Origin of the sequence: Streptomyces sp. NBC_00576 (genome assembly GCF_036345175.1) — a bacterium.
Lineage (GTDB): Bacteria > Actinomycetota > Actinomycetes > Streptomycetales > Streptomycetaceae > Streptomyces.
In genome coordinates this window covers 5285325-5310989 of sequence record NZ_CP107780.1, presented here as the reverse complement: position 1 = coordinate 5310989, position 25665 = coordinate 5285325, and the positions used below count along the sequence as shown (strand labels likewise).

The following is a 25665-nucleotide window of genomic DNA, read 5'->3' as shown; positions in this document are numbered from 1 at the left end:
TCGGCCCTGAACCGCGTCAATGCCGCGATGACCTGCGCATTCCGAGTACTTGATCGGCTACACCACCTGGCGGGACGCGATCCAGGGTGTCTGTCGTTAGCATGACGAAGGCCCGAAGCCGCAACTTTCCCTTGCGGCTTCGGGCCTCGCTGGTCCCCTGGCTGTGGATAACCTCTTGGTTAGCGCGACAGGGTGTCTCGCTAACTTTCTGTAGTGAGACGGCGCGGCTGGGTTGTTCCAGCAACTCAGATCTCTACCGGCCCTTTTCGTACCTCGCGGTCTCAAGCCTCCGCAGCCGTGCGTGATGCTGCCGGAGCCGCCGCTCGATGTGCTGGACGCCTGTCCGCAGCGCGACCAACTCCCTCTTGTGCTCGCCCGACGTCTCGATCAGGGCGTTGAACATCGGCACGACGGTGTGGGCGAGGACGTGGGTGATCCGTTGGTCGATGCGCTGGGCGATGTGGTCGGCGAGGGAGAACGTGCCTGTACGGACAGGGTTGTCCACAGGTCGGGTGCGCACCAGGTACTCCATGTCGAGCAGGTACACACGCACCTGACGTGCGACTTCGCTGTCCCGGAGCAGCATGGCGACGTTCAGGACGGCTCGGCGGGAGAAGAGAGCGAGAGAGCGGGTGCGTGACTGAATCCGACTGAGGTCCTTGAAGGACCTCAGTTCTTCGCCGACCAGCAGACGATAGCCGTTGCCCTCCAACTCGGCTCGGTGGTCCTTGACGAGCGACTTGATGGCTTCGACGCCCACCTCGAAGTACACCGCCACCATTGCTGTCGTCACGTGCATCCCGTCCGGCAGCAGTGACAGAGCTTTGACCTTGTCGAGCACATCTGTGCGTCCCACCGCGCTGTCGCGTAGAATCTTCGATTCCAGCAGAACCGCTTCGTTGATCACGTTCTGTCTCCTCAACTCGTCGGGTTTTTCTTCACCCGTCCAACGAGTTCAGACATATGAAGTTGTGGTCGGATTTCGTACACCGGTATGAGGGAACCGGGCGACGGCTCAGTCGACCTGGCCGAAGGTCGGGTTGTTACGGTGTTGCAGATAACTCCCAGATCAGGAACTCAAGTTGAGTTCCTGATATTCGGGCCGCTCCGGGCCGTGAAGCACCCACAGACCGTTGGAGTCCAGCTGCTTCGGAGTCGGTTGCCCTCTTCTGCGGCTACTCGGAGACGAAGTATCGGGTGCTCACCCGCAGGTTCCTTGCGAGTGCCCGCAGTTGGTCCGTGCGGCGTACCGTGGAGCTACGACGCAATCCACCTACGAGGCGGGTACATGAGCGCACTGTCGTGCATGTCCGTTGGGTCAGGTTCCGGTTCCCTCATACGGTCGCTCCTACGCAACGACCGGAGGAGGAGCGCGAAGTGGCGCACGGAGCGGATGAAGAACGGCAACACCAAAGCATTTCTGACAACGCGTCAACGATGGTGCGCCTTTTGCCGTGGCCCTCACCGGAGGGCAAGCCCTGCTTCTTACGTACGGACTGTCACGGGGGTTATCTCTCCCGTCTCGCTGACGACATGGAGGCCGTCCAACTCGCCATGGGTGAAGAGGTACTTGCTCACTCCCGGGAAGTGATCGAGGACTCCAAGGCGTCAGCGCCCGAGCTGCGGTATGTGGCTGCGCAACTCGGCGCGTGCCTGAGTGACGCCCTCCGAGTAGCGGAGAGCCGAGGCATGCGCTTGCCCGCTCCGGCTGGAGACGAGACAGACGGAGCGGACGAGGACCCGCCTGCCGCGAGCCCAGTCATCGAGGTCCCCGCGGAGGTGTCCGAATGAGCCGCGTAACCATTAGGTACGTCCCGCACACGAGATGGTGTCCCGCCAGGTGGTGTAACAGCGATCTCCGTATAGCCGCTGGCCGCGGGGCGTCCATCGCGCAACTCTCCGAGTAGAGAAGCTCGTTGAAGCGAGAGGGTACTGCGTACGGCGGACGGAATCGAGTTGATCAGAGTCCTGGCCCAGAGGGTCCTGCGGGAACTCATCGAGGCCGAGGCCACCACGCCAATCGGTGCGGAGCCCGGGGAGCACTCCGAGGCCCGCACGATGATCCGTAACGGGCACCGGGAGAGGGTGCTGACCACGCAGGCCGGTGACCTGGACCTGGCGATCCCCAAAGGTCCGCACCGCTTCTTCCCCAGCCTGCTGGAACGCCGGCGCCGCATCGACCAGGCCGTCATGGAGGCATACGTCCAGGGCGTCTCCATCCGCAGCGTGGACGACCTGGTCAAGGCCCGCCGCTCCGTGGGGCGCCACGAGAGACTGGAGAAGATGGCGCTCGTGAGCCGCTCGGGGACAGTCTGTGGTCGCCGTCAGCACGGGAACGATCCACCTGGACGCGGTCGCTGCCGAACTCGACAGCTGCTTGCACAACAGGCTCGACTGAGAAACTCCAGCCGAGCCTGTTGTCCAGACTACTTACGGTCTGATCGAAGCACCGCGCGTTGCAACGATCCCGCGGATCTGTCGCGAGCGGCGTCAGCAGCGTTCGCTGCTGGAACCAGTCCCCTGGTGGTTGCCAGAGGAAGAGGTGCCGTTTGCGTTGGTCACGTCAAGGAAGCCGTATCCGACCGTACACGCACTTGCGGTACTGGCGGCGCCCGACCAGATCTCCGTGACGTTGTTATCGCCCTGACTGGCGTGGTTGATGTTGTCGCTCGTCGTCGAGACGCCGGCCGAGGCGAACCAGTGCGCGTGCGCGTCGCGGAAGCTCTGCCACACAAACACGTAGCCGTAGTTCCTGTTGCAGCTCGGCGAGTAGTACTGCTTGACCGAGGCGGCAGTCGCTCCGTCCACAGTGATGTAGCCGGTGCTACCGATCTGGTAAGCATCGCTGCAACTGGGGCCCGTAGCAGCCGTTGCGGTGCCCGTCGTGGCGACGACCGTCGCGGCGGTGAGCGCGAACGTGGTGAGAGCGGCAGAGGCAATGCGCTTCATGATTCCCCCAAGGGATGGGATCAGTGACGATCACATTCCATCGGGTGTACGACGCAACGACAAGATCCATGATCTTGAAATGCCGGACATCTGACCTGGTTGGAAAGTGATGTACCTCACGCAGTTTTGCTGAGAGGCAGCCGAGAGAGTGCAGGTCCTCCCACCACAGCGAAGTGGTGGGAGGACCTGCACTGCCGGGTTGACGGAGTGCCTTCGATGACAGGGGAACCAGCCTGCGGGTCCTGGCTGAACACGATGGCAGCGTCGTTTCGGTCAGCCGAAGATGCCGCCGTTGTCGTTGTCGCCGTTGTTTCCGCCGTTGTTGCCGTTGCCGAAGTTGACGGTCTGGAGCGTGATCTCGGTGTTGCCCGGATCGTCGACCTCGTTGCCGCCCGGCGGATCCTGGGCGATGACCAGCGCGGTGTCGCTCTGGTCGCTGCCGTTGGCGAACTGGATGTTGGTGAAGCCCGCCGCCTGCAGGATCTGCCTGGCCTCGCCGACCGTCTTCTGAGTGACGTTCGGGACTTCGGTCTTCGGCTGCTCGGCCTTCTTGCCGATCTGGATGATCACCGTGGACCCGGGGTCGGCCTCCCTGTTGGCCTGCGGCGAGGTCGAGATGACCTTGCCGACCTGGTTGTCGTCGTTGGTGTCGATCTCCGTGCACTCGCCGACGAGGCCGTTGACCTGCATCTGCTGCTTGGCGGTCTCACAGTCCTGGCCGATGACCTCCGGGACCGTCGACTTCTCTTCCTCCTTGGCGACGGTGAGGGTGATCGTCGTGCCCTTCTCCACCTCGTCGCCGACGTCCAGGGACTGTTCCAGGACCTTCCCCGGCTCCTCGGGAGACTCCTTGGTCACCGTCTTGACGTCGAGCTGGTACTTGTCGCTCTCAAGTTCCTTCGTGGCGTCGTCGACCTTGTCGCCGAGCACGCTCGGTACGACCACCTTCGGCGCCCCGGTGGACAACACCAGCGCGATCGTGTCGTCCTTCTTCACGTCGGCACCGGCCACAGGCACCTGGGAGCAGATGTTGCCCTTGGGCTCGTCCTCGCAGGCCTTCTCGGTGAACGTCAGCTTCAGGTCGGAGTTCACCGCCGCCTTTTTCGCATCGTCCTGGGTCAGGCTCACGAAGTTCGGGTTCTTGAAGGCGTTGTCGTTCACAGCCTGACCGTCGAACACCCACTTGCCGATCAGGATCGCGCCCACCAGCACCAGGGCGCCCGCCACGGCCAGCAGGATCGTCGAGGTGTTCGACTTCTTCTGCTGGCGGCGTCGGGGGCGGTCGTCGTAGCCGTAGCCGCCGTCGTCCGGGCTCATCGGGGGAAGCATGGTGGTCGCGCCGGCGTCGGAGCGCAGGGCGGTGGTGGCCTGGTCGTCGGGGTAGCCGTAGCCGCCGTAGCCGACCGAGCCCATGGCTGCCGTGGCCCCCACGGGCTGGCCGTCGAGGCAGGCCTCGATGTCGAGGCGCATCTCGTCGGCGGACTGGTAGCGGTAATCCGGGTCCTTGACCAGGGCCTTCAGGACGATGGCGTCCATCTCGGGCGTGATCTCGGGGTCGAACACCGACGGGGGCTGCGGTTCTTCCCGTACGTGCTGGTACGCAACGGCGACCGGGGAGTCCCCGATGAACGGCGGGCGGACCGTCAGGAGTTCGTAGAGCAGGCAGCCGGACGAGTACAGGTCGGACCGGGCGTCGACCTGCTCGCCCTTCGCCTGTTCCGGCGACAGGTACTGGGCCGTTCCTATGACCGCCGAGGTCTGCGTCATCGTCATGCCGGAGTCGCCCATCGCACGGGCGATGCCGAAGTCCATGACCTTGACCTGGCCGTTGCGCGTGAGCATCACGTTGGCCGGCTTGATGTCGCGGTGGACGATGCCGCTTCTGTGGGAGTACTCCAACGCCTGGAGGATCCCGATGGTCATCTCCAGCGTCCGCTCGGGCAGCAGCTTTCGGCCCGAGTGGAGGAGCTCGCGGAGGGTGGAGCCGTCCACGTACTCCATCACGATGTACGGGATGGACGTCCCGTCGATGTAGTCCTCGCCGGTGTCGTACACGGCGACGATCGCGGGATGGTTGAGCGAGGCGGCCGACTGGGCCTCCCGGCGGAACCGGGCCTGGAAGGAAGGGTCGCGCGCGAGGTCGGCGCGCAACGTCTTCACTGCCACGGTGCGGCCCAGGCGGGTGTCATGCGCGAGGTATACCTCCGCCATGCCACCACGGCCGAGCACGTGACCCAGCTCGTACCGGCCGCCGAGGCGACGCGGCTCTTCCATAGCTTCCTACCAGCCCTCTCCGTCGGTCCCGACCGCACCTGTGTGCGGTCCGGCTGTGCCGTCCGGGCATACGGTACCCGGGTTCATTTGTGTGACCTGGCTTAGCCCGTCAGCCGATACCGGACCGGTATCGCAACGTGCACCGATGTGAAGGGGACGTGACGGGGCTCTCACTGCTTGCTCTGGATGACCGCCTCCATCACGCTCTTGGCGATGGGCGCGGCCAGGCCGCCGCCCGAGATGTTGTCGCGGACGGCGCCCTCGTCCTCGACGACGACCGCCACGGCGACCGGTGAGCTGCCGTCGGCGAGCTTGGCGTAGGAGATGAACCAGGCGTACGGCTTCTCGCTGTTGTCGACGCCGTGCTGGGCGGTGCCGGTCTTGCCGCCGACGGTGACGCCGCTGATCTGGGCGTTCTTGCCGGTGCCGTCCTTGACGACCGTCTCCATCATCGACTGGAGTGTCTGGGCGTTCTTGGAGGACAGCGGCTGGCTCATCTCCGCGGGCTCGGTCTGTTGGAGCACGTCGATGTTGGGGGCCTGGAGCTTGTCGACCATGTACGGCTTCATCAGCTTGCCGTCGTTGGCGATCGCGGAGGCGACCATGGCCATCTGCAGCGGGGTCGTCGCGGTCTCGAACTGGCCGATCGAGCTGAGCGCGGTCTGCGGCTTGTCCATCTTCTCGGGGAAGTTGGAGGCGGCGGCGCGGACGGGGATGAACTGCTCGGCGTTGAAACCGAACTTCTTGGCCTCGTCGAGCATCTTGTCCTTGCCGAGGTCGGCGCCGATCTTGCCGAACACGGTGTTGCAGGAGTACTGCAGGGCGACGCGCATGGTCGCGTTCTTGCAGGGGATGTTCCCCTCGTTCTTCAGCGGGGTCCTGGTGGTCGGCAGGTTGTAGGGGAGCGGCGAGTCCGTCTTCTGGTCGGCGTCCGTGTACAGGCCGTTCTCGAGGGCCGCCGCCGCCGTCACGACCTTGAAGGTGGAGCCGGGCGGGTAGATGTCGCGCAGGGCCCGGTTGAGCAGGGGGTCGTTGGGGTCGGCCTTCTTCTGGAGCTTCTGCCAGGCCTCCGAGTCCTTGTTCGAGTTCCCGGCGAACGAGGAGGGGTCGTACGAGGGGAAGGAGGCCAGGGCCAGGATCGCGCCGGTGGACGGGTCGATCGCGGCCACCGCGCCCTTGCCACGGCCCTTGAGACCGTCGTACGCGGCCTTCTGGGCGGCGGCGTTGAGGGTGGTGACGACGTTGCCGCCCTGCTTCTTCTTGCCCGTGATCATGTCGAGCGTGTTGCGGAAGAAGAGCCGGTCGTCGTTGCCGGTGAGGATGCCGTCGTCGATGGACTCGAGCTGCGTCGCGCCGAACGCCTGCGAGGCGTAGCCCGTGACGGGCGCCCACATGGGGCCGTCCTTGTAGGTGCGCTTGTACTCGAAGTCGCTGCTCTTGGACGTGGTGGAGCCGGTGATCGACTCGCCGTCGACGATGATGTTGCCGCGGGGTGTGGCGTAGCGCTCGATGGCGACCCGGCGGTTGAGCGTGTCGTCCTTGAGGTCGTCCGCCCGGACGTACTGGATCCAGTTGTCGCGGATGAGCAGGGCGAGCACGAGCAGCCCGCAGAAGATCGCGATCCGGCGCAAGGGCTTGTTCACGGTCGGACCACCTGGGTCATCTCGGCGTCGGGGCTGGGCGCCGGGGCGGGCGCCGGACGGCGTGCGGTGTCGCTGATTCTGAGCAGGATGCCGATGAGGGCCCAGTTGGCGATGACGGAGGAACCGCCGTACGCCAGGAACGGCATCGTCATACCAGTCAGCGGGATCAGGCCCATGACGCCGCCGGCGACGACGAAGACCTGGAGTGCGAAGGCACCGGACAGGCCGATGGCCAGCAGCTTGCCGAAGGGGTCGCGGGCGGCGAGGGCGGTGCGGACGCCGCGTTCCACGATCAGGCCGTAGAGGAGCAGGATCGCCATGACGCCGGCCAGGCCGAGTTCCTCGCCGAAAGTGGCGAGGACGAAGTCGGAGTTGGCGGCGAAGCCGATGAGGTCGGAGTTGCCCTGGCCGAGCCCGGTGCCGAGGGTGCCGCCGGAGCCGAACGCCCACAGGGCCTGCATCGCCTGCTCGGAGTGGAGGATGCCGTCGCCGGTGGGCCCGGCTTGGCTGAGCTTGTACTCGCGCAACGGGTCCAGCCAGGCCTGCACACGTGTCTGGATGTGCGGCTCGAAACTCGCCACGCCGACCGCGCCGACCGCCGACATCAGCAGACCGAAGACGATCCAGCTGGTCCGCTCGGTGGCGACGTACAGCATGATGATGAACATTCCGAAGAACAGCAGCGACGTACCGAGGTCGGTCTCGAAGACCAGGATCAGGATCGAGATGATCCACACCACGATGATCGGACCGAGGTCGCGGCCGCGGGGCAGGTACAGGCCCATGAAACGGCGGCTGGCGAGGGCGAGCGCGTCGCGTTTCACCATCAGGTAGCCGGCGAAGAAGATCGCGAGGGCGATCTTCGCGAACTCGCCGGGCTGGACGGTGCCCAGGCCGGGGATGTTGATCCAGATCTTGGCGCCGAAGATGTTGACACCGAGGCCCGGGACCAGCGGCAGGACCAGCAGGACGATGGCTCCGGCCATGGAGATGTAGGTGTAGCGCTGGAGGATGCGGTGGTCCTTGAGGAGGATCAGCACCGCCACGAACAGGGCGACGCCCAGTGCGGAGTTCAGCAGCTGGCGGGGGGCCGCCTCGAAGAACTCCCTCCTCTGCTGGAGCTTTTCGGACTGGTCCAGCCGCCAGATGACGACAAGGCCGACACCGTTGAGCAGCGTGGCCAGGGGCAGCAGGAGTGGATCGGCGTACGGGGCGAACTTGCGTACGACGAGGTGGCCGACGCCGGCGATCAAGCCGAGGCCGAGGCCGTAGCTGAGGAGGCCTGCGGGGATCTTGTCGTCGATGGCCAGGCCCACGTTGACGTAGGCGAAGACCGGGATGACGACGGCGAACACCAGCAGTGCCAGTTCGGTGTTGCGCCGGCTCGGAGTGCCGATCGCGCCGATCGTGGACGTGTGGTGCTGCGAAGCGTTGGTTGTACTGCTCATCGTATGAAGTGGCCCCTCACGGCTTGCCTACTGCTTACCGCACAGCGAGACCAGCTTCTGCTCTTCCTCGGAGAGGCTGGGGCCGGGTGTGGGAGTGGGTGCGGTTGTGGACGGGGACGCCGATCCGGACGGCGTCGTCGGGCTCGGGTTCGGGCTCGGCGTTGCCTTGGACGCGGCGGCGGTACGGGTGGTTCCCGTGGTGCCTCCGGCCTCGCCCTCGCCGGTCTTGGCGTTGTTCGCGTTGTCGGCCGCGCGCCGTGCTTCCTGCTTCTTGCATGCGGAGGCCTGGGTGGCCAGCTCGGAGATCTTCGACTGGGCGTCCTTGAGGCCGCCCTCCGTGATGGTGCCCTCGACCTGCTTCTGCTGGTAGGCGGGCAGGTACTTGAGTTCGATCTCGGGGTGGTCCTTCTCGACCTTCGAGAGGGAGATCCAGGCCAGGTCCTGGTTGATGCCCCGGTAGAGCGCGACGTGATCGTCGCTGGCGCCGACGTAGTACTGGGTCTGTGTCCAGCGATAGCCGCCGTACAGGCCTCCGCCGATGACGGCGAGGGCGAGCGTGATGTAGAGGGTTCTCTTGAACCACTTGCGGCCGGCGCTGGGTTTGACGAAGTCGTCGTCGGTGTAGCCGCCGAAGCTGCCGGTCTGGACGTAGCCGGTGGTGTCGCCTGAGCCGGGCGGGCCGAACTCGCCGCCTCCGCCGCCGTGCGCGGGCCGCTGCCGGCCGAGCCCGGAGGCGCGTCCGGCGGGCGTCTGCATGGCGCCGCCGTCGTGCAGGTGGTGCTGGTTGTGCTGGTTCTCGGCGACCGCGCCGACCACGACGGGTACGTCGGACAGCTGTCCGGCGAGGGTGTCCCCGGTGTCGAGGTCCAGGACGTCGGCGATGATCACGGTGATGTTGTCGGGGCCGCCGCCGCGCAGCGCCAGCTCGATGAGCTGCTGCACGGTCTCCTGGGGGCCCTGGTAGCTGGCGAGGGTGTCCTCCATGGTCTGGTGGGACACGACGCCGCTCAGCCCGTCGGAGCAGATCAGGTACCGGTCGCCGGCCCGGACCTCACGGATGGAGAGGTCGGGCTCGACATGGTCACCGCTGCCCAGCGCGCGCATGAGGAGCGAGCGCTGCGGGTGGGTGGTGGCCTCTTCCTCGGTGATGCGTCCCTCGTCGACGAGGCGCTGCACCCAGGTGTGGTCCTGTGTGATCTGCGTGAGGACGCCGTCCCGGAGGAGGTACGCACGCGAGTCGCCCACGTGTACGAGGCCGAGGCGCTGGCCCGTCCACAGGAGGGCCGTGAGCGTGGTGCCCATGCCCTCCAGCTGGGGGTCCTCCTCGACCATCATCCGGAGCTGGTCGTTGGCCCGCTGCACGGCGGTGCCGAGCGAGGTGAGGATGTCGGAACCTGGGACGTCGTCGTCCAGGGCGACGATCGTGGAGATCACCTCGGAGGAGGCGACCTCACCGGCGGCCTGGCCGCCCATGCCGTCGGCGATCGCGAGGAGGCGGGGACCGGCGTAGCCGGAGTCCTCGTTGCCCTCGCGGATCATGCCTTTGTGCGATCCGGCGGCGAAGCGCAGTGACAGACTCATGCGCACCTCGCCCGTCGGCTCCGGGTACATCCGCACGGTGCCCACCCTCCGGTCGGGAGCGCGCCGGGGCCCTTCGCATGGACCGCCGCTGCGTGCTCGCTCCGCTCGCGCCTATTCATGATGCAGCACTACTTCCGCAGCTCGATGACGGTCTTGCCGATGCGGATCGGCGCGCCCAGCGGAATCGGGGTCGGAGTCGTCAATCGGGTCCGGTCGAGATAGGTGCCGTTGGTGGACCCGAGGTCCTCGACGATCCACTGGCCGTCCCGGTCCGGGTAGATCCTGGCATGCCTGCTGGAGGCGTAGTCGTCGTCCAGCACGATGGTCGAGTCGTGGGCCCGGCCGAGCGTGACGGTCTGCCCCTGGAGGGCGACGGTGGTGCCCGTCAGCGTGCCTTCGGAGACCACCAGCTTGCTGGGGGCGCCCCGGCGCTGCCTGCCGCCGCCGGAAGGCGGCTGCTGCTGGCGCTGCTGCGGGGGCGCGGCGGTCTGTCGGGCGGCCGCCTGCTGCTGGCGGCCGCTGTCACGCCTCGACCCGCGCTGGGTGACACGCGTACCGAACAGGTCGCTGCGGATGACCTGCACGGCCACGATCACGAACAGCCACAGTACGGCCAGGAAACCCAGCCGCATGACCGTGAGGGTCAGCTCTGACATTGCCCCCGCTTCACCCTTCGGCTTGCCGGTAAATGATGGTGGTGCTGCCCACGACGATCCGCGAGCCGTCGCGGAGCGTAGCGCGGGTGGTGTGCGTTCCGTCCACCACGATGCCGTTTGTGGACCCGAGGTCCTGAACGGTCGGGGGCGTGCCGGGACGGATCTCACAGTGCCGGCGCGAGACACCGGGGTCGTCGATCCGCACGTCGGCCTCGGTGCTGCGGCCCAGCACCAGTGTCGGGCCGGAGATCTGGTGGCGGGCGCCGTTGATCTCGACCCAGCACCGCGTCCGGCCCGCGCCCGCCGTCGGCCGATGCCCCATGGGCGGGCCCGCCGGGGCGGCGCCGGGGCGTCCGCCGGGCGGCGGTGCGGCCGGCATGGGTGGTGCGGCGGCCGGCGGATAACCGTAACCACCTGCGCCGGGCCGACCCCTCGGCGGGGCCGCGGGTGCGGCGGCGCCAGGGCCGCCGGGTGCCTGCTGGTTGGTGGAGGAGGCGAGCGTACGGCTGCGCACCCGGTACAGACCGGTGTCCAGGTCGTCTGCCTTCTCCAGGTGCACCTTGACGTTGCCCATGAAGGTGTACCGCTGCTGTTTGGCGTAGTCCCGCACCATCCCGGCGAGTTCGTCGCCGAGCTGTCCGGAGTAGGGGCTGAGGCGTTCGAAGTCGGGCGCGCTCAGTTCCACGATGAAGTCGTTGGGTACGACGGTCCGGTCGCGGTTCCAGATGGTGGCGTTGTTGTCGCACTCGCGCTGCAGCGCACCCGCGATCTCCACGGGCTGGACCTCTGACTTGAACACTTTGGCGAAGGTGCCGTTGACCAGACCTTCGAGACGCTGCTCGAACTTCTTCAGGACTCCCATGGGGCACCTCCTCCAGGTTGCTGCTCTTGTCTGAGCCTTGCGTGCCTTGCCTGCCGTGCTTGGTGCTGCTCGCTGATCGTATCCACGCGCCGGGAAATCGGCTGGTTCCCCCTGTCAGGCCGGTCGACGGGTGTCGACGCCTGACGAAGTTCCCTGTGAAGCTCTCCTTCGAACTCCTTCAGCCGTACCCAGATCGTAGAGGCGGCGCCAAACCAGTGTCCCGCACCTGACTGTGCACCTTGCCCGCCTCCATAGGAGATGGGCTGGACCGGTACGAGGTTGATACGTGAACAGGCACGTGTTGATACGTAGTCGCAGCCGGTCCGGGTCGGTCGGGGCGGGTCGGGGCGGGTGCGGGGGCGGAGGGAAAGGGATGTGAACCCACCATCTCCAGCGTGCTAATCTTCTCGATGTCGGAAGGCCCCAGCACCGCAGGGAGCAGGGCCTGAGGACACACCAAATGCGCGAGTGGCGGAATGGCAGACGCGCTGGATTCAGGTTCCAGTGCCCGCAAGGGCGTGGGGGTTCAACTCCCCCCTCGCGCACAAGGGAGCACCGACGAAGGTGCTCTAGTTGCACCGACGGAACGGGCGGCATCGTGATGACGATGCCGCCCGTTCTGCTGTGTGTGCTCAGAAACACGTGGACCGCCGACGGCTTGGGGCCGTCGGCGGTCCGTTGTGTTCAGGTGTGGATCTTCGGTTGCTCTGCCGCGGGCTGATTGTCTTGCCGAGGGTTACTGGTGGCTTGTGAGGAAGGTCTCAGGGCTGGGTGACGTAGCCCTTGGGGGTCCAGGTGCCCAGTGGCCTTGGTCTTGCGGCGGCGAGTGGGTCAACGGTGTGGCCGGTCACCGTGGAGTGCGGTGGAGTCTGCCCAGGCGGTGAGTTTGCGGCGGTTGGCGTGGGCCAACAGGAACCCACCGCCACGGCATACTCACCCACCACCGCCAGCCGGGCCTTCGCGGCATGATGCGCGGCGACGAGGCCGTCTTCGACGAAGCCGAGTTCGCCCAGTATGACGTGGTGCTCGATCCCGGTCAGTGCTCACTCCACAACATGCTGGTGGTGCACGGCTCGGGTCTGAACAGCACTCCGGAGACACGGGTCACTTTCGCCGTCGACTATCTGGCTACTTCGGTACGTCCCGCCGACGGGATCGACTCGGCCCTGCTGGTCCAGGGCCAGGACCGGCACGGGAACTTCGTCCTCGAAGAGTCCCCTCGGGACGACCTTGGCGACGACGCCATGGCCGTGTGCAGCGAGGCCGTCCGCATCCGCATGCTCCGGCTGCAGGCGGCCGAGGCGGAGCGGAGGAAGGCAGGGATCCTCACCTGGGCAGGACGTGCCCGAGCGCTACCAGTGGGTCAGGTCGAACACTTCCGAGCAATAGGGGTCCACGGCGTCCGAGGGGTTGTACTGCAACTGGTCGCCGGCGATGAGCGAGGGCAGGGCAGCGGCCAGGCCTGTGATGCCCACGGCCACGGCTCCTTCTTCGTCGCGAAGTGGCACGTCGAGACCGACCGTGGCGGACAGCCCCTCGCCGGTCACGTAGAGACGCGCGCTGTGCTGGTCGAGGAGGAGGAAGCCGAGCAGACACAGCTTCCCGGCACGCTCGTGGCCCTCGGACGGGGTGATTCCTGCGGCTGCCGCGTGGAGAGCGTCCGTGAGGTCGAACTCCGGACCGTCCTCCAAGAGCCGCCCCACGTTCTCCGCGGCCACGATAGGGATGCCGTGCCCCTCACGGTCGTGGCCCGCTGCGGTCCGTGGATCGTCGGACGCCTGCCGTACGGCCTGCCGCAGAGCCGCTGCCAGTGCGGAGGCGGGGATGTTGTCGCCGTGGCGGTCCACCAGAGGCAGGTCGTAGGCCACCGAGGTCCGGGTGTCGTGGCCGTCCCAGACGGCCACTCTCCCCACGCCTCGTTTCGTCGGGACGGGGAGCACGCCCCGGACGACAGGGCCGTCACCCAGGGGTGCCGCCGTGAACCGGAGCATGCCCCGGACGAGGGCGGTTTGCAGCCGGGCCAACCCTTCGTTCTCCCACCGCTGCATCGGCGCGGACTCCTGACTGCCGCCGGTGAGCGGAGACGTCATGTTTTTGGGATCGTGAATGTTGTGCGGTCCTGAGAAGTGCCGCCAGCCGAACTTGGTGTTGCCTTCCCGGGTCGGGATGTTCTTCCCTTCGCCGTCCTTGCTGACGAACTTCACCACGCTCCAGTGACTGACCGACAGGACAATGCCGGCACTTGGCGAAGGCGGACTCACCCGGGGCGGCTTGGGGGCCGATTCGACCACGGGTCCGTGCCTTGATCAATGAAATAGGGATGATTCACCCGTAATCGGTAATGGGTGACTGTATGCAGGTCCCGGCGGCGCAGGCAGTGCCATCACGTGTTCGTCCTTGCCCCTGGCGAAGATGTGAGGTCTCTCTCATATGAGGTGCGTCCCACCGAGTGCCCGACTTATCCACAGGGTCTGACCTGATGCGGTGTGTGGCGGTACGGTCGTCGCGAGTTGATGTTGGCGGCGGTGAGTGGAGCGGGGGAGGCGGTCGCGATGACCGAGGTCGGTACGGAGTCGGCGGGGGCCACGGTGGCGCGGAGCCGGGCGCGGGAGCTTCCTCTGGTGCGCGGGTTCGCGCAGTGGCAGGCGGAGGGCTCCCCCAAGGACGAGGGGAAGGCGCTGCGGAGGCAGGTTCCGCGCTCCGCGCACGCCTCCTTCGACACCGGTGCGGACGGCTCCCGTCCGGATGCGGAGGCTGCGGTCAGGGAGTCCAACCGCGGTCGTATCCCCGAGTTGACCCCGATAAGGGTGGGCAGGATGGCGGCCACCCCGTTTGCCTTCCTGCGCGGTTCGGCGGGCCTGATGGCGTACGACCTGGCCCGTACCCCGATGACCAGGATCAGTGCGCAGATCTGCGGCGACGCCCACGCGGGCAACTTCGGTCTCTACGGTGACGCGCGCGGCGGCCTGGTCATGGATCTGAACGACTTCGACGAAACCGTTCAGGGCCCCTGGGAGTGGGACCTCAAGCGGCTCGTCGCCTCGCTGGTGCTCGCGGGCCGGGAGGCGGGCGCGGACGAGGACATCTGTCGCAAGGCGGCGCACGGCGCGGTCGGCGCGTACCGCCGGGCGATGCGGCTGCTCGCGAAACTTTCGGTGCTGGACGCGTGGAACGCCATCGCGGACGAGGAGCTCGTCTCCTACACGGACGCGCACGACCTGATCGGCACGCTGGAGCGGGTCTCCGAAAAGGCGCGGGGCAACACCAGCGGGCGCTTCGCGGCCAGGTCGACGGTGGTCACCGAGGACGGCGGGCGGCGCTTCGTGGACGCCCCTCCGGTGCTGCGGGGGGTGCCGGACGCGGAGGCGGCGGCGGTGACGGCGTCCCTGGAGGATTACGTGAGCACGCTCTCGGAGGACCGCCTCCCGCTGCTGGCCCGCCACTCGGTGCACGACGTGGCGTTCCGCGTCGTCGGCACGGGGAGCGTGGGCACGCGGTCGTATGTCGTCCTGCTCCTGGACCACAAGGGGGAGTCCCTGGTCCTCCAGGTGAAGGAGGCCCGTCCTTCGGCGCTGGTCCCGCATCTGGCCACCGCCGGCTGGGATCCCGTGGAGGCGGCGGGCGCGGTGCACGAGGGGCGCCGGGTGGTGCTCGGGCAGAAGCGTATGCAGGTCGTCAGCGACATCCTCCTCGGCTGGACGACGGTCGACGGACTGCCTTTCCAGGTACGGCAGTTCCGTAACCGCAAGGGCAGTGTCGACCCGGCCGCCCTCTCCGCCGACCAGATCGACGACTACGGCCGGATGACGGGCGCCCTCCTGGCCCGCGCCCACGCCCACAGCGCCGACCCGCGCCTGATCGCCGGGTACTGCGGCAAGAGCGACGAGCTGGACGAGGCGATGGCGACGTTCGCCACGGCCTACGCCGACCGTACGGAGGCGGACCACGCGGATCTGGTGGGGGCGGTGCGGGCGGGGAGGATCGCCGCGGAGATGGGCGTGTGACGGCTGTGGTGTCACTTCGCGGGTCTGTTCGATGACCCTGGGTGGGCGCGTGAGCCGTGGCCTACGCTGGGCGGGTGACAACCCCGGAAGCTGAGCAGTCCTCGTCCGTGCCCGAAGCCGAAGGGCCGCGGGAGCCTCTTGACGCGCAGGCGGCGTCCGGCGCGTCCGGTGGGTCCGATCAGGCTGAGGGCGGGGCTGCGGGGCCTCGGCCCGAGGAGCGGTTGGAGCGGGCCGTGCGGGTCGCCGAGCAGGCGCTCATCGAGTACGAGATCGCGGTCGAGACCTTCCGTATCGAGGTCGAGAACTTCTCCCGTCTGCATCACCAGAAGCTCGGCCCGATGTACGCCCGCCTCGACGAGCTCGACGCCGAGATCGCCGAGGCGAGGGCCGCGCGCACCGGCGACCCCGAGGACGTGCGAGCGGCGCAGGAGGCGCGGGCGCGGGTCATGCCGATGCCTGGCGTCGAGGAGCTGTTCCACGGCTGGATGGACTCGGAAGGACTGTTCCCGGAGGCCGCGGCCATGCTCACCGAGCAGCCGGTACGGCCTCCGCAGCGGGTCCGCCCGAGCGACGAGGCCCGCAAGCTCTACCGGGAACTGGTCCGTAAGGCCCACCCGGACCTGGCGCAGGACGAGGAGGAGCGGGCGCGGCGCGACGAGTTCATCGCCCGGGTCAACACCGCGTACGGGCGGGGTGACGAGGCGTTGCTGCGGGAGCTGGCCGAGGAGTGGGCGGCCGGCCCGGTGCCCGCCGAGTGGCAGCCGAGCCACAGCGAGGAGCTCTACGCCCGCCTCGAATGGCTTTCCCAGCGCAAGGAACTGCTCACGCTGGTCGCCAGCGAACTGGAGGAGGGCGCGATCGGCGCGATGCTGAAGCTCGCTCCGGACGACCCGGACCGCCTCCTGGAGGAGATCGCCGAGCAGCTGCTGGCCCAGGTCGCGCAGCGCGAGGAGGAACTCGCGGCGCTGCTCGGGCTGTGACCTGGGTATCGTCGGGGTATGAGTTTCGGTTCTGGTGTTCCCACGGTCGAGGTCACGGACCTCAAGGACGGCGACTTCCTGCTGGATGTCCGTGAGGACGAGGAGTGGCAGGCGGGGCATGCCGAGGGGGCGTTGCACATCCCCATGAGCGAATTCGTCGCCCGCTACGGCGAGTTGACCGAGGCGGCGCCGCAGGACGGCCGGGTCAACGTGATCTGCCGCGCGGGTGGCCGGTCGGCCCAGGTCACGAACTATCTGGTCCAGCAGGGCATCGACGCCGTGAACGTCGGTGGCGGTATGCAGGTGTGGGAGGCGGCGGGCCGCCCGGTCGTCACCGACGAGGGTGCGCCGGGCTTCGTCGCCTGAACCTGGGTACTCATGGTCCGCCGCGTCGGCTTCAGCCGAGTTGGTGGGCCGCGAGCAGGTCGCCCAGCATCTCCTCGTGGGCTGGCGCCGGGCCGAGCGACAGCTCCAGGTGTTTGGCCCAGGCGTGGTACCGGTGCAGCGGATAGTCGGTGTCGGCGCCGAAACCGCCGTGCAGGTGCTGCGCGGTCTGTACGACCCGGCGTACGCCTTCCGCGGCCCAGATCTTGGCGACGGCCACGTCCCCGGAGACGGGCAGGGCGCCGCCCGCCCCCGTGCTGATCCGCCACGCCGCCTGCCACAGCGTGGCCTCCATCGCACGCAGGTCGATGTACCGGTCGGCGGCCTGGACGGCGACGGCCTGGAACGTCGCCAGGGGATGCCCGAACTGTTCCCGCTTGCCGGTGTAGTCGCTGGTCATGCCCAGCACCGCCGTACCCAGACCGAGCGCCAGCGCGCAGGTGCCGACGGTCAGCAGATCGCGCAGCCACGGCCAGGCACCCTCGGTGCCGAGGACGTATCGGTCCGGCAACCGCACGGAATCCAGGCGCAGTTCGCCGAGCCGTTCGCCGGTGGTGGATATCTGCTCGGCGAGTCCGACGCCGTCGAGCGGGACGCCTTCGTGGACGCGGGGGACAAGGGCGAGGACGGTCCGGTCGGCGCTTGTGCGTGCGGGTACGAGGAGGAAGTCGGCGTTGTGTGCCCAGGGCACAGCCGTCTGTGTTCCGTCGAGCATCCAGAGGTCACCGTCCCGGCCCGCGGTCACCGCGAGTTCGGCGGGGTCGTGGCCGGTGCGGCCGTGCGCGGCGACGGTGAGGACCAGGTCGCCGGACCCGGCCCGGCGCAGCACCTCGTCCCGCAACTCCCCGCCCCCGTAAGCCTGTACGGCCGCGGCGGCCGCGCAGCTCTCCAGCAGGGGCACTCTGGCCAGTACCTTCGCGGACTCGCGCAGCACGAGACACAGGGCGATGGCGTCGAGGCCGGCCCCGCCGAACTCCTCGTCGAGCAGCAGGCTCAGCAGATCCGCACCGGCGAGCCTCTCCCACAGCGCCCGGTCGAAGTCGTCCGCGACGGCACCCGGCACGAGCGCCGGACTGGGCACCCCGTCCGGCGCGACCCCGCCGAACACCGCCTGGGCCGCTTCGACCGCCGCCTGCTGCTCCTCGCTGAACCTGAAGTCCACGGTGCTGTCCTCTCGGCCCGGGGGCGGGTGACCTGACGGGGCGTCAAGATAGAACAGGTTCTAGAAGAAGGGAACGGATGGGACGGGAGGGTGCGCGATGTCGACCGATCGTTCGGTCTGTTCGAATGGGTGCTCCAGTGGTGGGTCGTAGGGTGTCAACGGCTGTCCGGGCACCGTGCACAGGTCGTGCAGGTGTGCGCAGGGGGCTGCGCCGGGCGGGCGGCCCTGAGTACCGTGCCCGTGCGCACGCCGCAGGCGCGATGGGACCGGGTATCGGGAGACGGGGCGCAATGGACGCGTACGAGGCAGGCTCGGCCGCCCGGCACGGGCGCGACGAGCCCGGCGAGGCCGAGGGCTCCCCGCCCGACGGTCCTCAGTTCGACGGTCCCCAGCCCGGGCCGCCGGACGACAGCGCCGCACCTCACCCGGCCCCCGGGGAAGCCCCACGCCCGACCCTGGCCGCCCTCTCACTCCCGTACCAGATAGGCGCCGCTCTCGCCGTCGCGGTCGTCGCCGTGGCCGCGTGTGTCCACCTCGGGATGGTGTTTCTGCACGTCGCGCCCTCGAACACGGTCACCAAGGAGCACTCCCGGACGATCGACGACTGGATCTACCCGGAGTTCGAACAGAACTGGAAGCTCTTCGCCCCCAACCCGCTGCAGCAGAACATTGCCGTCGAGGTCCGCGCCGATGTCCGTACCGCCGACGGCGGGGCCCGGACGACCGGCTGGTACGACCTCTCCGCGCTGGACGGCGAGGCCATCGACGGCAATCCGGTGCCGAGCCACACCCAGCAGAACGAGCTGCGCCGGGCGTGGGACTTTCTTGTCGGCTCGCACGACGCCCAGAACCGTCCCTCGGGTCTGCGCGGGGCCCTGGCCGAGCAGTATCTGCGCCGCATCGTCGTCCTGCGCCTCGACCGCGAGGACGCGGCCGGTCCCGGCGGCACGATCGACCGCGTCCAGGTCCGCTCCCGCAGCACGAACGTCCGACCGCCCGACTGGAGCCAGGAGCAGGTGCCCGAGAAGCCCACGTACCGCGTACTGCCCTGGTGGCCCGTCCCTGACGACGAGGCGGCCGAGGCGGCGGGCACCGCTGATGCGACGAAGGCGGACGGCTCATGACCCGCCTCGCGCCCGCGGCGTCCCGGTCGCTCTCCAGGTCGGTCTCCCAGGCCATCGGCCGCGTCACCGAGACCGCACTGGGCCCCTACCAGAGTGCCGTCGTCCGTATCGGCTTCTCGGCGACCTGGCTGCTGTTCCTGCTGCGCGAGTTCCCGCACCGGCAGGAGCTGTACGGCCCCGACGGCCCCTGGAGCTGGGATCTCGCCCAGCAGCTCATCGCGGAGAACGGCGCCTTCACGGTCCTGATGTGGTCCGGCAGCCAGGTCTGGTTCGAGCTCGTCTATGTGCTCGCGGTCCTCGCCAGTCTTCTTCTCCTGCTCGGCTGGCGCACCCGCACCCTGTCCGTGGTCTTCATGGTCGGTGTGCTCTCGCTCCAGAACCGCAGCATCTTCGTGGGCGACGGCGGCGACAACGTCCTGCACCTGATGTCCCTCTATCTGGTGTTCACGCGCTGCGGCCAGGTGTGGTCCCTGGACGCCCGGCGGGCGCGCAAGGCACGCGCACGCGTGCTCTTCGACGCCGCTCCGGACCGGGTGGGCCCCGCGCTCTGGGCCGTCCTCGGGACGCTCCTCGTCGCCGGTACCGCAGCCGGCAAGCTCGACGGTGACCTGCTGGTCCCGGTGATCCTTTGGGGCATGTGGCTGGCGCAGGGCGTGTGGTGGGCCGTGGCGCGCCGGGAGCAGGGCGGCGAGCCCCGGATGCTTCTCGACATCGTCGGCAACCTCGTCCACAACGCGGCCCTCTTCGTGATCATGGCCGAGGCCTGTCTGATCTACGCGACGGCCGGCTGGTACAAGATCCAGGGCTCGCGCTGGCAGGACGGCACCGCCGTCTACTACCCGCTCCACCTCGACTACTTCTCCCCGTGGCCCGCCCTCTCCGACCTGATGTCGTCGAGCGGCACGATGGTGATGCTGGTGACGTACGGAACGGTGGTCGTGCAGGTCGCCTTCCCCTTCACGCTCTTCAACCGGAGGGTCAAGAACGTCCTGCTGGCCGTGATGATGACCGAGCACGCCGTGATCGCCGTCGTCCTCGGACTGCCCTTCTTCTCCCTCGCGATGATCGCCGCGGACGCGGTGTTCCTGCCGACCTCCTTCCTGCGCCGCCTCGGCGAGTGGGCGGCACGCACGCGTGTGCGCCTTCTCGCCCGCCTGCCGGGCGACGGACGGGCCGTGCCGGGCGAGCGGACCTCCGGGGCGGCCGACGAGACGGCGGAGCCCCCGCACGTAGGCTTCAAGGCATGACGACGGACGCAGTGACGGGGCCGGCAACCGACCCGGTGACCGACTGGCACCGGCTCGCGGGCGCCTGCGTACTGCTCGACGGCTTCCACGCCCTCAAGCACGCCGTCCGCTTCGGCGCGCGGATTCCGGTGGCCGTGACGACCGACCGACGGGCGGCGCTGGATCTCGCCGACGAGCTGGCTCCGGACGTACGGGACACCTTGGACGCCCTCCTGGCCGAGGTCCCGGAGCCGACCTACACGTCCCTCGTGCCGCGCGCGCACCCCACCGCGGTGGCCGCCCTGGCCGTACGGCCCTCGCGCGCCGCCAACCTGGAGGCGCTCGCGCGTACGCCCCGGTCCGCGCCCGTCGTCGTCCTCGACGACCCGCGCAATCTCGGCAACGCCGGGGCCGTGATCCGGCTCGCGGCCGGTTTCGGCGCGACCGGGGTCGTCACCACCGGCACCCTCGACCCCTGGCACCCCACCGTCGTACGCGGTGGGGCGGGGCTGCACTTCGCGACCGCCGTGGAGCGGCTGGCGGTGGCCGAGCTGCCGGCCGGGCCGGTGTTCGCGCTCGATCCGGAGGGCGACGACATCCGGGGGCTGAAGCTCCCGGACGACGCCGTACTCGCTTTCGGTTCCGAGCGCAGCGGGCTGTCACCCGACCTACGCGCGCGCGGCGACCATCTGGTGTCCCTCCCGATGCGCCCCCAGGTCTCCAGCTACAACCTGGCGACCAGCGTGGCCATGACGCTGTACCACTGGAGCGTCACCGGCAACGGGAGTTTCTAGGCCTCCCGGCGCACCTCCACCACCCGGAACCGGTTCGCCACGAACGCGCCGTCGCACAGTGCCGCGTTCGCCGCCGGGTTGCCGCCCGAACCGTGGAGGTCGGAGAAGGCGGCCGTCTGGTTGACGTACACCCCGCCGGTCAGGTTCAGCGACAACTGGGCGCACTCCTCCAGACAGGCCTCCTGGACGGCCTGTTCGAACTCCGTGTCGGTCGTGTACGCGCCGACCGTCATCGCGCCCTTGTCCCGGATCGTCCGTCGCAGCAGTTGCACCGCGTCGGCGGCCGAGTCGACCGCGACGGCGAAGGAGACCGGACCGAAGCACTCGCTCATGTAGGCGGCCTCGTCGTCCGCCCCGTCCCAATATTTCCGCGCGCCGTCGAGCTTCACGATGACGGGCGTACGGACCACCGCGTCCGGGAAGTCGGGGTTCACGATCTCCCGTGAGGCCAGGGCGACCTCGCCGAGTGCGGCCGCCGCCTCCAGCCGTGCCTTCACATCGGGGTTGACGATCGCGCCCAGCAGCCCGTTCGCGCGCGCGTCGTCGCCCAGGAGGCCGCCGACCGCGGCGGCGAGGTCGGTGACCACCTCGTCGTACGACTTGGGGCCCTCCTCCGTGCGGATGCCGTCGCGGGGGATGAGGAGGTTCTGCGGGGTGGTGCACATCTGGCCGCTGTACAGGGAGAGGGCGAAGGCGAGGTTCGACAGCATGCCCTTGTAGTTGCCGGTCGACTCCACGATCACCGTGTTGACGCCGGCCTTCTCCGTGTAGACCTGCGCCTGGCGGGCGTTGGCCTCCAGCCAGTCGCCGAACGACGTCGAGCCCGTGTAGTCGACGATGCGGATCTCCGGGCGGGTCGCCAGGGTCTTCGCGATGCCCTCGCCGGGGCGCTCGGCGGCCAGGGCCACCAGGTTCGGGTCGAAGCCGGCCTCCGCCAGGACCTCGCGCGCGACGCCGACCGTCAGCGCGAGCGGCAGCACCGCGCGCGGGTGGGGCTTCACGAGGACCGCGTTGCCCGTGGCCAGGGACGCGAACAGGCCCGGGTAGCCGTTCCACGTGGGGAACGTGTTGCAGCCGATGAGGAGTGCGATGCCGCGCGGGACCGGCGTGAACTCCTTCGTGAGGGCCAGTGGGTCGCGCTTGCCCTGGGGCTTGGTCCACTCCGCGGTGCCGGGGGTTCGGACCTGCTCCGCGTACGCGTACGCCACCGCTTCCAGGCCGCGGTCCTGGGCGTGCGGGCCCCCGGCCTGGAACGCCATCATGAAGGCCTGACCGCTGGTGTGCATGACCGCGTGCGCGAACTCGTGCGTCCGGCCGCTGATCCGCCTGAGGATCTCCAGACAGACCATCGCGCGGACCTCCGCGCCCGCGTCGCGCCAGACGCGCTGGCCGGCCTTCATGGCGGGCAGCAGCACGTCGACGTCCGCGTGCGGGTAGATGACGCCCAGCCCGATGCCGTACGGGGACACCTCGCCGCCCACCCAGTCGTCCGTGCCGGGCTGGTCCAGGTCGAGGCGGGTGTTCAGGACGGCGTCGAAGGCGGCCTTGCCGGCGGCCAGGCTCAGGCTGCCGTCCTCCCCGTAAGCCTTGGGGTGTTCGGGGTGCGGGGACCAGTACGCGCGCGTGCGGATCGCTTCCAGCGCCTGGTCGAGGGTGGGCCGGTGCTGGGCGATCAGCTGGTGCGCGGTGAGTTCGGCGGCCATCAGGGGACCAACTCCTCGTCTCAAGAGCACTTCGTTGAGCTCATGACCTGGGACACGAACTGGTGCATGAACCGGTACATGAACTGGGACATGACCTGGGCAGAAAAGGCACGACAGAGTTAGAGTAACCGAACGATCGGTCGGGACAAGGGGGTCCGCCGCATCTGTGGACAACCTCGTGCGGGAGGATCGCGCACATGACAGCACTCGACCTCAGCAGCCCCGTGGCCGTCGTCGGCACCGGCACCATGGGCCAGGGCATCGCCCAGGTCGCGCTGGTCGCCGGTCATCACGTACGGCTGTTCGATGCCGCGCCCGGGCGGGCCCAGGACGCCGTCGACGCGATCGGCGCGCGCCTCGACCGGCTCGTCGAGAAGGACCGGCTGACGGCGGCCGAGCGGGACGCGGCGCGGGGCCGGCTGCACGCCGCCGGGAGCCTCGCCGAACTCGCCGACTGCTCCCTCGTCATCGAGGCCGTCATCGAACAGCTCGACGTGAAGCAGGAGTTGATGCGTGCCCTGGAGGACGTGGTCGACGACGACTGTCTGCTCGCCACCAACACCTCCTCCCTGTCCGTCACCGCCATCGGGGGCGTTCTGCGCAACCCCGGGCGGTTCGTGGGTCTGCACTTCTTCAACCCGGCGCCGCTGCTCCCCCTCGTGGAGGTCGTCTCCGGCTTCGCCACCGACGTCACGTCGGCCACGCGCGCGTACGAGATGGCCCGCGCCTGGGGCAAGACCCCGGTCGCCTGCGCCGACACCCCCGGCTTCATCGTCAACCGCCTCGCCCGGCCCTTCTACGCGGAGGCCTTCGCGGCGTACGAGGCCCAGTCCGCCGACCCCGCCACCATCGACGCGGTGCTGCGCGAGTGCGGCGGGTTCAGAATGGGTGCCTTCGAACTGACCGACCTCATCGGGCAGGACGTCAACGAGGCCGTCACCCACTCCGTGTGGCAGGCCTTCTTCCAGGACGTGCGGTTCACGCCTTCGCTCGCCCAGCGGCGGCTCGTCGAGTCGGGCCGGCTCGGCCGCAAGACCGGGCAGGGCTGGTACGAGTACGGGGACGATGCCGAGCGAGCCGAACCGCACACCGCGGAGGAGGCCCAGGCGCCCGCGTACGTCGCCGCCGAGGGCGACCTGGGCCCCGCGTCCGACCTCCTCGCGTTGATCCGCGAGGCGGGCATTCCCGTCCGTGAGGACGAGGAGGACCACGGCACCCGGCTGGTACTGCCCAGCGGCGGTCAGCTGGTCCTCGCCGACGGGCAGACCAGCGTCGAGTTCCGTGACGTCGTCTACTTCGACCTTGCCCTCGACTACCGGCGGGCCACCCGCATCGCCGTGTCCGCCTCCCAGGACACCCAGCCGCAGACCCTCTCCGAGGCCATCGGCCTCTTCCAGGCGCTCGGCAAGGACGTCAGCGTCCTCGGGGACGCCCCTGGCATGATCGTCGCCCGTACGGTGGCCCGGATGATCGACCTCGCGCACGACGCCGTCGCCAAGGGCGTCGCCACCGAGGAGGACGTCGACACGGCGATGCGCCTCGGCGTCAACTACCCGCTCGGGCCCTTCGAGTGGAGCCGCAGGCTCGGCCGGAGCTGGGCGCACGAGATCCTCGACGAACTCCACCAGCGCGACCCGAGCGGACGGTACGCGCCGTCCCTCGCGCTCTACCGCCACGCGTACGCCACCGACAAGCGGGAGGGCACCCCATGACCACCGCCAAGCGCGACACGTACACCACGCAGACGCTGCTCCACGTCGCCGTCCAGGTGTTCAACGAGCGCGGCTACGACGGCACCTCCATGGAGCACCTCTCCAAGGCCGCGGGTATCTCCAAGTCGTCGATCTACCACCACGTCACCGGCAAGGAGGAGCTGCTGCGGCTGGCCGTCAACCGGGCGCTGGACGGGCTCTTCGGGATCCTCGACGAGGAGCACGCGCGCGTGGGGCCGGCCGCCGGACGGCTGGAGTACGTCGTACGGCGCATGGTCGAGGTGCTCATAGCCGAACTGCCGTACGTGACGCTGCTGCTGCGTGTGCGCGGCAACACCGACGCCGAGCGCCGGGCCCTGGAACGGCGGCGCGACTTCGACCACCAGGTCGCCGAGCTGCTCAAGGCGGCCGCTGCCGAGGGCGACATACGCGGTGACGTGGAGGTGCGGCTGGCGACGCGGCTCGTCTTCGGGATGATCAACTCGGTCGTGGAGTGGTACCGGCCGGACGGTCGAGGCATGGGCGAGCGGGAGGTCGCCGACGCGGTGGTGCGGCTGGTCTTCGGGGGGCTGCGCAAACCGGAGTGAGCCACCCCTTCGGGGTGACTCCGGGGGTGACTCAGGCCTGCGGTTCCAGGTCCTCCGCCTCGAAGACGAGCAGCGTGCGCGTGCTGAGCACCTCCGGGATCGCCTGGAGACGCATCAGCACCAGCTCGCGCAGCGCCTTGTTGTCGGGGGTGTGGACCAGCAGGAGTACGTCGAAGTCGCCGCCCACCAGGGCGATGTGGTCCGCCCCGGGGAGCTGCCTCAGCTGCTCGCGGACCGTGCGCCAGGAGTTCTGGACGATCTTCAGGGTGATGTACGCCGACGTGCCCTGCCCGGCGCGTTCGTGGTCCACGCGGGCGCCGAAACCGCGGATCACGCCGTCCTCGATGAGGCGGTTGATGCGCGCGTAGGCGTTGGCCCGCGAAACGTGCGCGCGTTCGGCCACGGACCGGATCGAGGCGCGGCCGTCCGCCTGGAGCATCTGCAGGATGTCCTGATCAATGGCGTCCAGCGGGCGCGGGGGCGGCAGGGCGCCGCCGCCTTCCGCGCGCTCGGCCATTTGTTCAGCTGCCATGTGCCCCCGCCTCCCTGCCATGGACGTACTGCATTCATCTCAGG

General features: G+C 68.7%; 20 protein-coding genes, 1 tRNA gene and 1 pseudogene. 10 read left to right on the top strand and 12 right to left on the bottom strand.

Annotated elements, in window-relative coordinates:
- Positions 1 to 253 precede the first annotated feature (253 nt).
- Positions 254 to 907 (bottom strand): restriction endonuclease, encoded by a 654-nt coding sequence (locus OG734_RS22765; protein WP_330289366.1) that lies wholly within the window; start codon positions 905 to 907, stop codon positions 254 to 256.
- A gap of 1025 nt (positions 908 to 1932) precedes the next feature.
- Between OG734_RS22765 and OG734_RS22760 the strand changes: the two are divergent.
- Positions 1933 to 2247: pseudogene (locus tag OG734_RS22760) on the top strand (transposase); the annotation flags it as partial.
- A 243-nt stretch (positions 2248 to 2490) separates the two neighbouring features.
- Here the strand turns inward: OG734_RS22760 and OG734_RS22755 are convergent.
- The 7 genes from OG734_RS22755 to OG734_RS22725 all read right to left on the bottom strand — a co-directional run bounded on the left by OG734_RS22755 (position 2491) and on the right by OG734_RS22725 (position 11413).
- Positions 2491 to 2949 (bottom strand): hypothetical protein, encoded by a 459-nt coding sequence (locus OG734_RS22755; protein WP_330289365.1) that lies wholly within the window; start codon positions 2947 to 2949, stop codon positions 2491 to 2493.
- Between the two features lie 273 nt (positions 2950 to 3222).
- Positions 3223 to 5223: a Stk1 family PASTA domain-containing Ser/Thr kinase gene (gene pknB / locus OG734_RS22750; RefSeq protein ID WP_330289364.1), complete on the bottom strand. Its 2001-nt coding sequence runs from the start codon at positions 5221 to 5223 to the stop codon at positions 3223 to 3225.
- A gap of 170 nt (positions 5224 to 5393) precedes the next feature.
- Positions 5394 to 6866, bottom strand: coding sequence for a peptidoglycan D,D-transpeptidase FtsI family protein (locus tag OG734_RS22745; RefSeq protein ID WP_330289363.1), 1473 nt, complete (start codon positions 6864 to 6866; stop codon positions 5394 to 5396).
- A complete protein-coding gene (locus tag OG734_RS22740) occupies positions 6863 to 8314 on the bottom strand; it encodes an FtsW/RodA/SpoVE family cell cycle protein (protein ID WP_330289362.1) in 1452 nt (483 codons plus the stop codon). Before OG734_RS22740 ends, OG734_RS22745 begins: the two co-directional genes overlap by 4 nt.
- Positions 8315 to 8341: 27 nt before the next feature.
- The gene (locus OG734_RS22735; protein ID WP_330293756.1) at positions 8342 to 9925 is read right to left on the bottom strand and encodes a Stp1/IreP family PP2C-type Ser/Thr phosphatase; all 1584 of its coding nucleotides are present in this window, start codon (positions 9923 to 9925) and stop codon (positions 8342 to 8344) included.
- Between the two features lie 98 nt (positions 9926 to 10023).
- A complete protein-coding gene (locus OG734_RS22730; RefSeq protein ID WP_330289361.1) occupies positions 10024 to 10551 on the bottom strand; it encodes an FHA domain-containing protein FhaB/FipA in 528 nt (175 codons plus the stop codon).
- A 10-nt stretch (positions 10552 to 10561) separates the two neighbouring features.
- Entirely contained in the window at positions 10562 to 11413 is an 852-nt protein-coding gene (locus OG734_RS22725) for a DUF3662 and FHA domain-containing protein (RefSeq protein ID WP_330289360.1), read from the bottom strand.
- A gap of 462 nt (positions 11414 to 11875) precedes the next feature.
- On the opposite strand from OG734_RS22725, the gene OG734_RS22720 reads away from it, so the two are divergent.
- Positions 11876 to 11958, top strand: a tRNA-Leu gene (locus OG734_RS22720).
- Positions 11959 to 12765: 807 nt separating this feature from the next.
- On the opposite strand, the gene OG734_RS22715 is transcribed toward OG734_RS22720, so the two are convergent.
- Positions 12766 to 13620 carry a hypothetical protein gene (locus tag OG734_RS22715; protein WP_330289359.1) on the bottom strand — a complete coding sequence of 285 codons (855 nt, stop codon included), beginning with the start codon at positions 13618 to 13620 and terminating at the stop codon, positions 12766 to 12768.
- A gap of 345 nt (positions 13621 to 13965) precedes the next feature.
- Here OG734_RS22715 and OG734_RS22710 point away from each other — a divergent pair, with 345 nt between their 5' ends.
- From OG734_RS22710 to OG734_RS22700, 3 genes are all read left to right on the top strand, one after another.
- Complete coding sequence (locus OG734_RS22710) at positions 13966 to 15417, top strand: DUF2252 domain-containing protein (protein ID WP_330293755.1); 1452 nt, start codon at positions 13966 to 13968, stop codon at positions 15415 to 15417.
- Between the two features lie 74 nt (positions 15418 to 15491).
- Positions 15492 to 16397, top strand: a complete 906-nt coding sequence (locus tag OG734_RS22705) for a hypothetical protein (protein ID WP_330289358.1) — start codon at positions 15492 to 15494, stop codon at positions 16395 to 16397.
- A gap of 18 nt (positions 16398 to 16415) precedes the next feature.
- Positions 16416 to 16763: a rhodanese-like domain-containing protein gene (locus tag OG734_RS22700; protein WP_330289357.1), complete on the top strand. Its 348-nt coding sequence runs from the start codon at positions 16416 to 16418 to the stop codon at positions 16761 to 16763.
- Positions 16764 to 16794: 31 nt separating this feature from the next.
- Here the strand turns inward: OG734_RS22700 and OG734_RS22695 are convergent, their stop codons facing one another.
- Entirely contained in the window at positions 16795 to 17943 is a 1149-nt protein-coding gene (locus tag OG734_RS22695; RefSeq protein ID WP_330289356.1) for an acyl-CoA dehydrogenase family protein, read from the bottom strand.
- Between the two features lie 290 nt (positions 17944 to 18233).
- Here OG734_RS22695 and OG734_RS22690 point away from each other — a divergent pair, with 290 nt between their 5' ends.
- From OG734_RS22690 to OG734_RS22680, 3 genes are read left to right on the top strand one after another with little or no spacing between them, the layout of a single operon-like run.
- Complete coding sequence (locus OG734_RS22690; RefSeq protein ID WP_330289355.1) at positions 18234 to 19067, top strand: DUF5819 family protein; 834 nt, start codon at positions 18234 to 18236, stop codon at positions 19065 to 19067.
- On the top strand, positions 19064 to 20314 hold the full coding sequence (locus tag OG734_RS22685) for an HTTM domain-containing protein (RefSeq protein WP_330289354.1): 1251 nt from the start codon (positions 19064 to 19066) through the stop codon (positions 20312 to 20314). The genes OG734_RS22690 and OG734_RS22685 overlap by 4 nt, the downstream gene beginning before the upstream one ends.
- On the top strand, positions 20311 to 21087 hold the full coding sequence (locus tag OG734_RS22680; RefSeq protein WP_330289353.1) for a TrmH family RNA methyltransferase: 777 nt from the start codon (positions 20311 to 20313) through the stop codon (positions 21085 to 21087). The genes OG734_RS22685 and OG734_RS22680 overlap by 4 nt, the downstream gene beginning before the upstream one ends.
- On the opposite strand, the gene paaN is transcribed toward OG734_RS22680, so the two are convergent.
- Complete coding sequence (gene paaN, locus OG734_RS22675; RefSeq protein ID WP_330289352.1) at positions 21084 to 22790, bottom strand: phenylacetic acid degradation protein PaaN; 1707 nt, start codon at positions 22788 to 22790, stop codon at positions 21084 to 21086. The genes OG734_RS22680 and paaN overlap by 4 nt on opposite strands.
- A gap of 197 nt (positions 22791 to 22987) precedes the next feature.
- On the opposite strand from paaN, the gene OG734_RS22670 reads away from it, so the two are divergent.
- Together OG734_RS22670 and OG734_RS22665 are read left to right on the top strand one after the other, a co-directional pair.
- Positions 22988 to 24502, top strand: a complete 1515-nt coding sequence (locus OG734_RS22670; protein WP_330289351.1) for a 3-hydroxyacyl-CoA dehydrogenase — start codon at positions 22988 to 22990, stop codon at positions 24500 to 24502.
- The gene (locus OG734_RS22665; protein WP_330289350.1) at positions 24499 to 25089 is read left to right on the top strand and encodes a TetR/AcrR family transcriptional regulator; all 591 of its coding nucleotides are present in this window, start codon (positions 24499 to 24501) and stop codon (positions 25087 to 25089) included. Before OG734_RS22670 ends, OG734_RS22665 begins: the two co-directional genes overlap by 4 nt.
- A gap of 31 nt (positions 25090 to 25120) precedes the next feature.
- Here the strand turns inward: OG734_RS22665 and OG734_RS22660 are convergent, their stop codons facing one another.
- Positions 25121 to 25621, bottom strand: a complete 501-nt coding sequence (locus tag OG734_RS22660; RefSeq protein WP_443064895.1) for an Lrp/AsnC family transcriptional regulator — start codon at positions 25619 to 25621, stop codon at positions 25121 to 25123.
- Positions 25622 to 25665: the final 44 nt, after the last annotated feature.

Bases quoted from the DNA above. Each gene is read 5' to 3' on its own strand.
- OG734_RS22755 (WP_330289365.1), bottom strand. From the start codon at position 2,949: ATGAAGCGCATTGCCTCTGCCGCTCTCACCACGTTCGCGCTCACCGCC.
- pknB (WP_330289364.1), bottom strand. From the start codon at position 5,223: ATGGAAGAGCCGCGTCGCCTCGGCGGCCGGTACGAGCTGGGTCACGTG.
- OG734_RS22740 (WP_330289362.1), bottom strand. From the start codon at position 8,314: ATGAGCAGTACAACCAACGCTTCGCAGCACCACACGTCCACGATCGGC.
- OG734_RS22735 (WP_330293756.1), bottom strand. From the start codon at position 9,925: ATGTACCCGGAGCCGACGGGCGAGGTGCGCATGAGTCTGTCACTGCGC.
- OG734_RS22730 (WP_330289361.1), bottom strand. From the start codon at position 10,551: ATGTCAGAGCTGACCCTCACGGTCATGCGGCTGGGTTTCCTGGCCGTA.
- OG734_RS22725 (WP_330289360.1), bottom strand. From the start codon at position 11,413: ATGGGAGTCCTGAAGAAGTTCGAGCAGCGTCTCGAAGGTCTGGTCAAC.
- OG734_RS22710 (WP_330293755.1), top strand. From the start codon at position 13,966: ATGACCGAGGTCGGTACGGAGTCGGCGGGGGCCACGGTGGCGCGGAGC.
- OG734_RS22700 (WP_330289357.1), top strand. From the start codon at position 16,416: ATGAGTTTCGGTTCTGGTGTTCCCACGGTCGAGGTCACGGACCTCAAG.
- OG734_RS22690 (WP_330289355.1), top strand. From the start codon at position 18,234: ATGGACGCGTACGAGGCAGGCTCGGCCGCCCGGCACGGGCGCGACGAG.
- OG734_RS22685 (WP_330289354.1), top strand. From the start codon at position 19,064: ATGACCCGCCTCGCGCCCGCGGCGTCCCGGTCGCTCTCCAGGTCGGTC.
- OG734_RS22680 (WP_330289353.1), top strand. From the start codon at position 20,311: ATGACGACGGACGCAGTGACGGGGCCGGCAACCGACCCGGTGACCGAC.
- paaN (WP_330289352.1), bottom strand. From the start codon at position 22,790: ATGGCCGCCGAACTCACCGCGCACCAGCTGATCGCCCAGCACCGGCCC.
- OG734_RS22670 (WP_330289351.1), top strand. From the start codon at position 22,988: ATGACAGCACTCGACCTCAGCAGCCCCGTGGCCGTCGTCGGCACCGGC.
- OG734_RS22665 (WP_330289350.1), top strand. From the start codon at position 24,499: ATGACCACCGCCAAGCGCGACACGTACACCACGCAGACGCTGCTCCAC.
- OG734_RS22660 (WP_443064895.1), bottom strand. From the start codon at position 25,621: ATGGCAGCTGAACAAATGGCCGAGCGCGCGGAAGGCGGCGGCGCCCTG.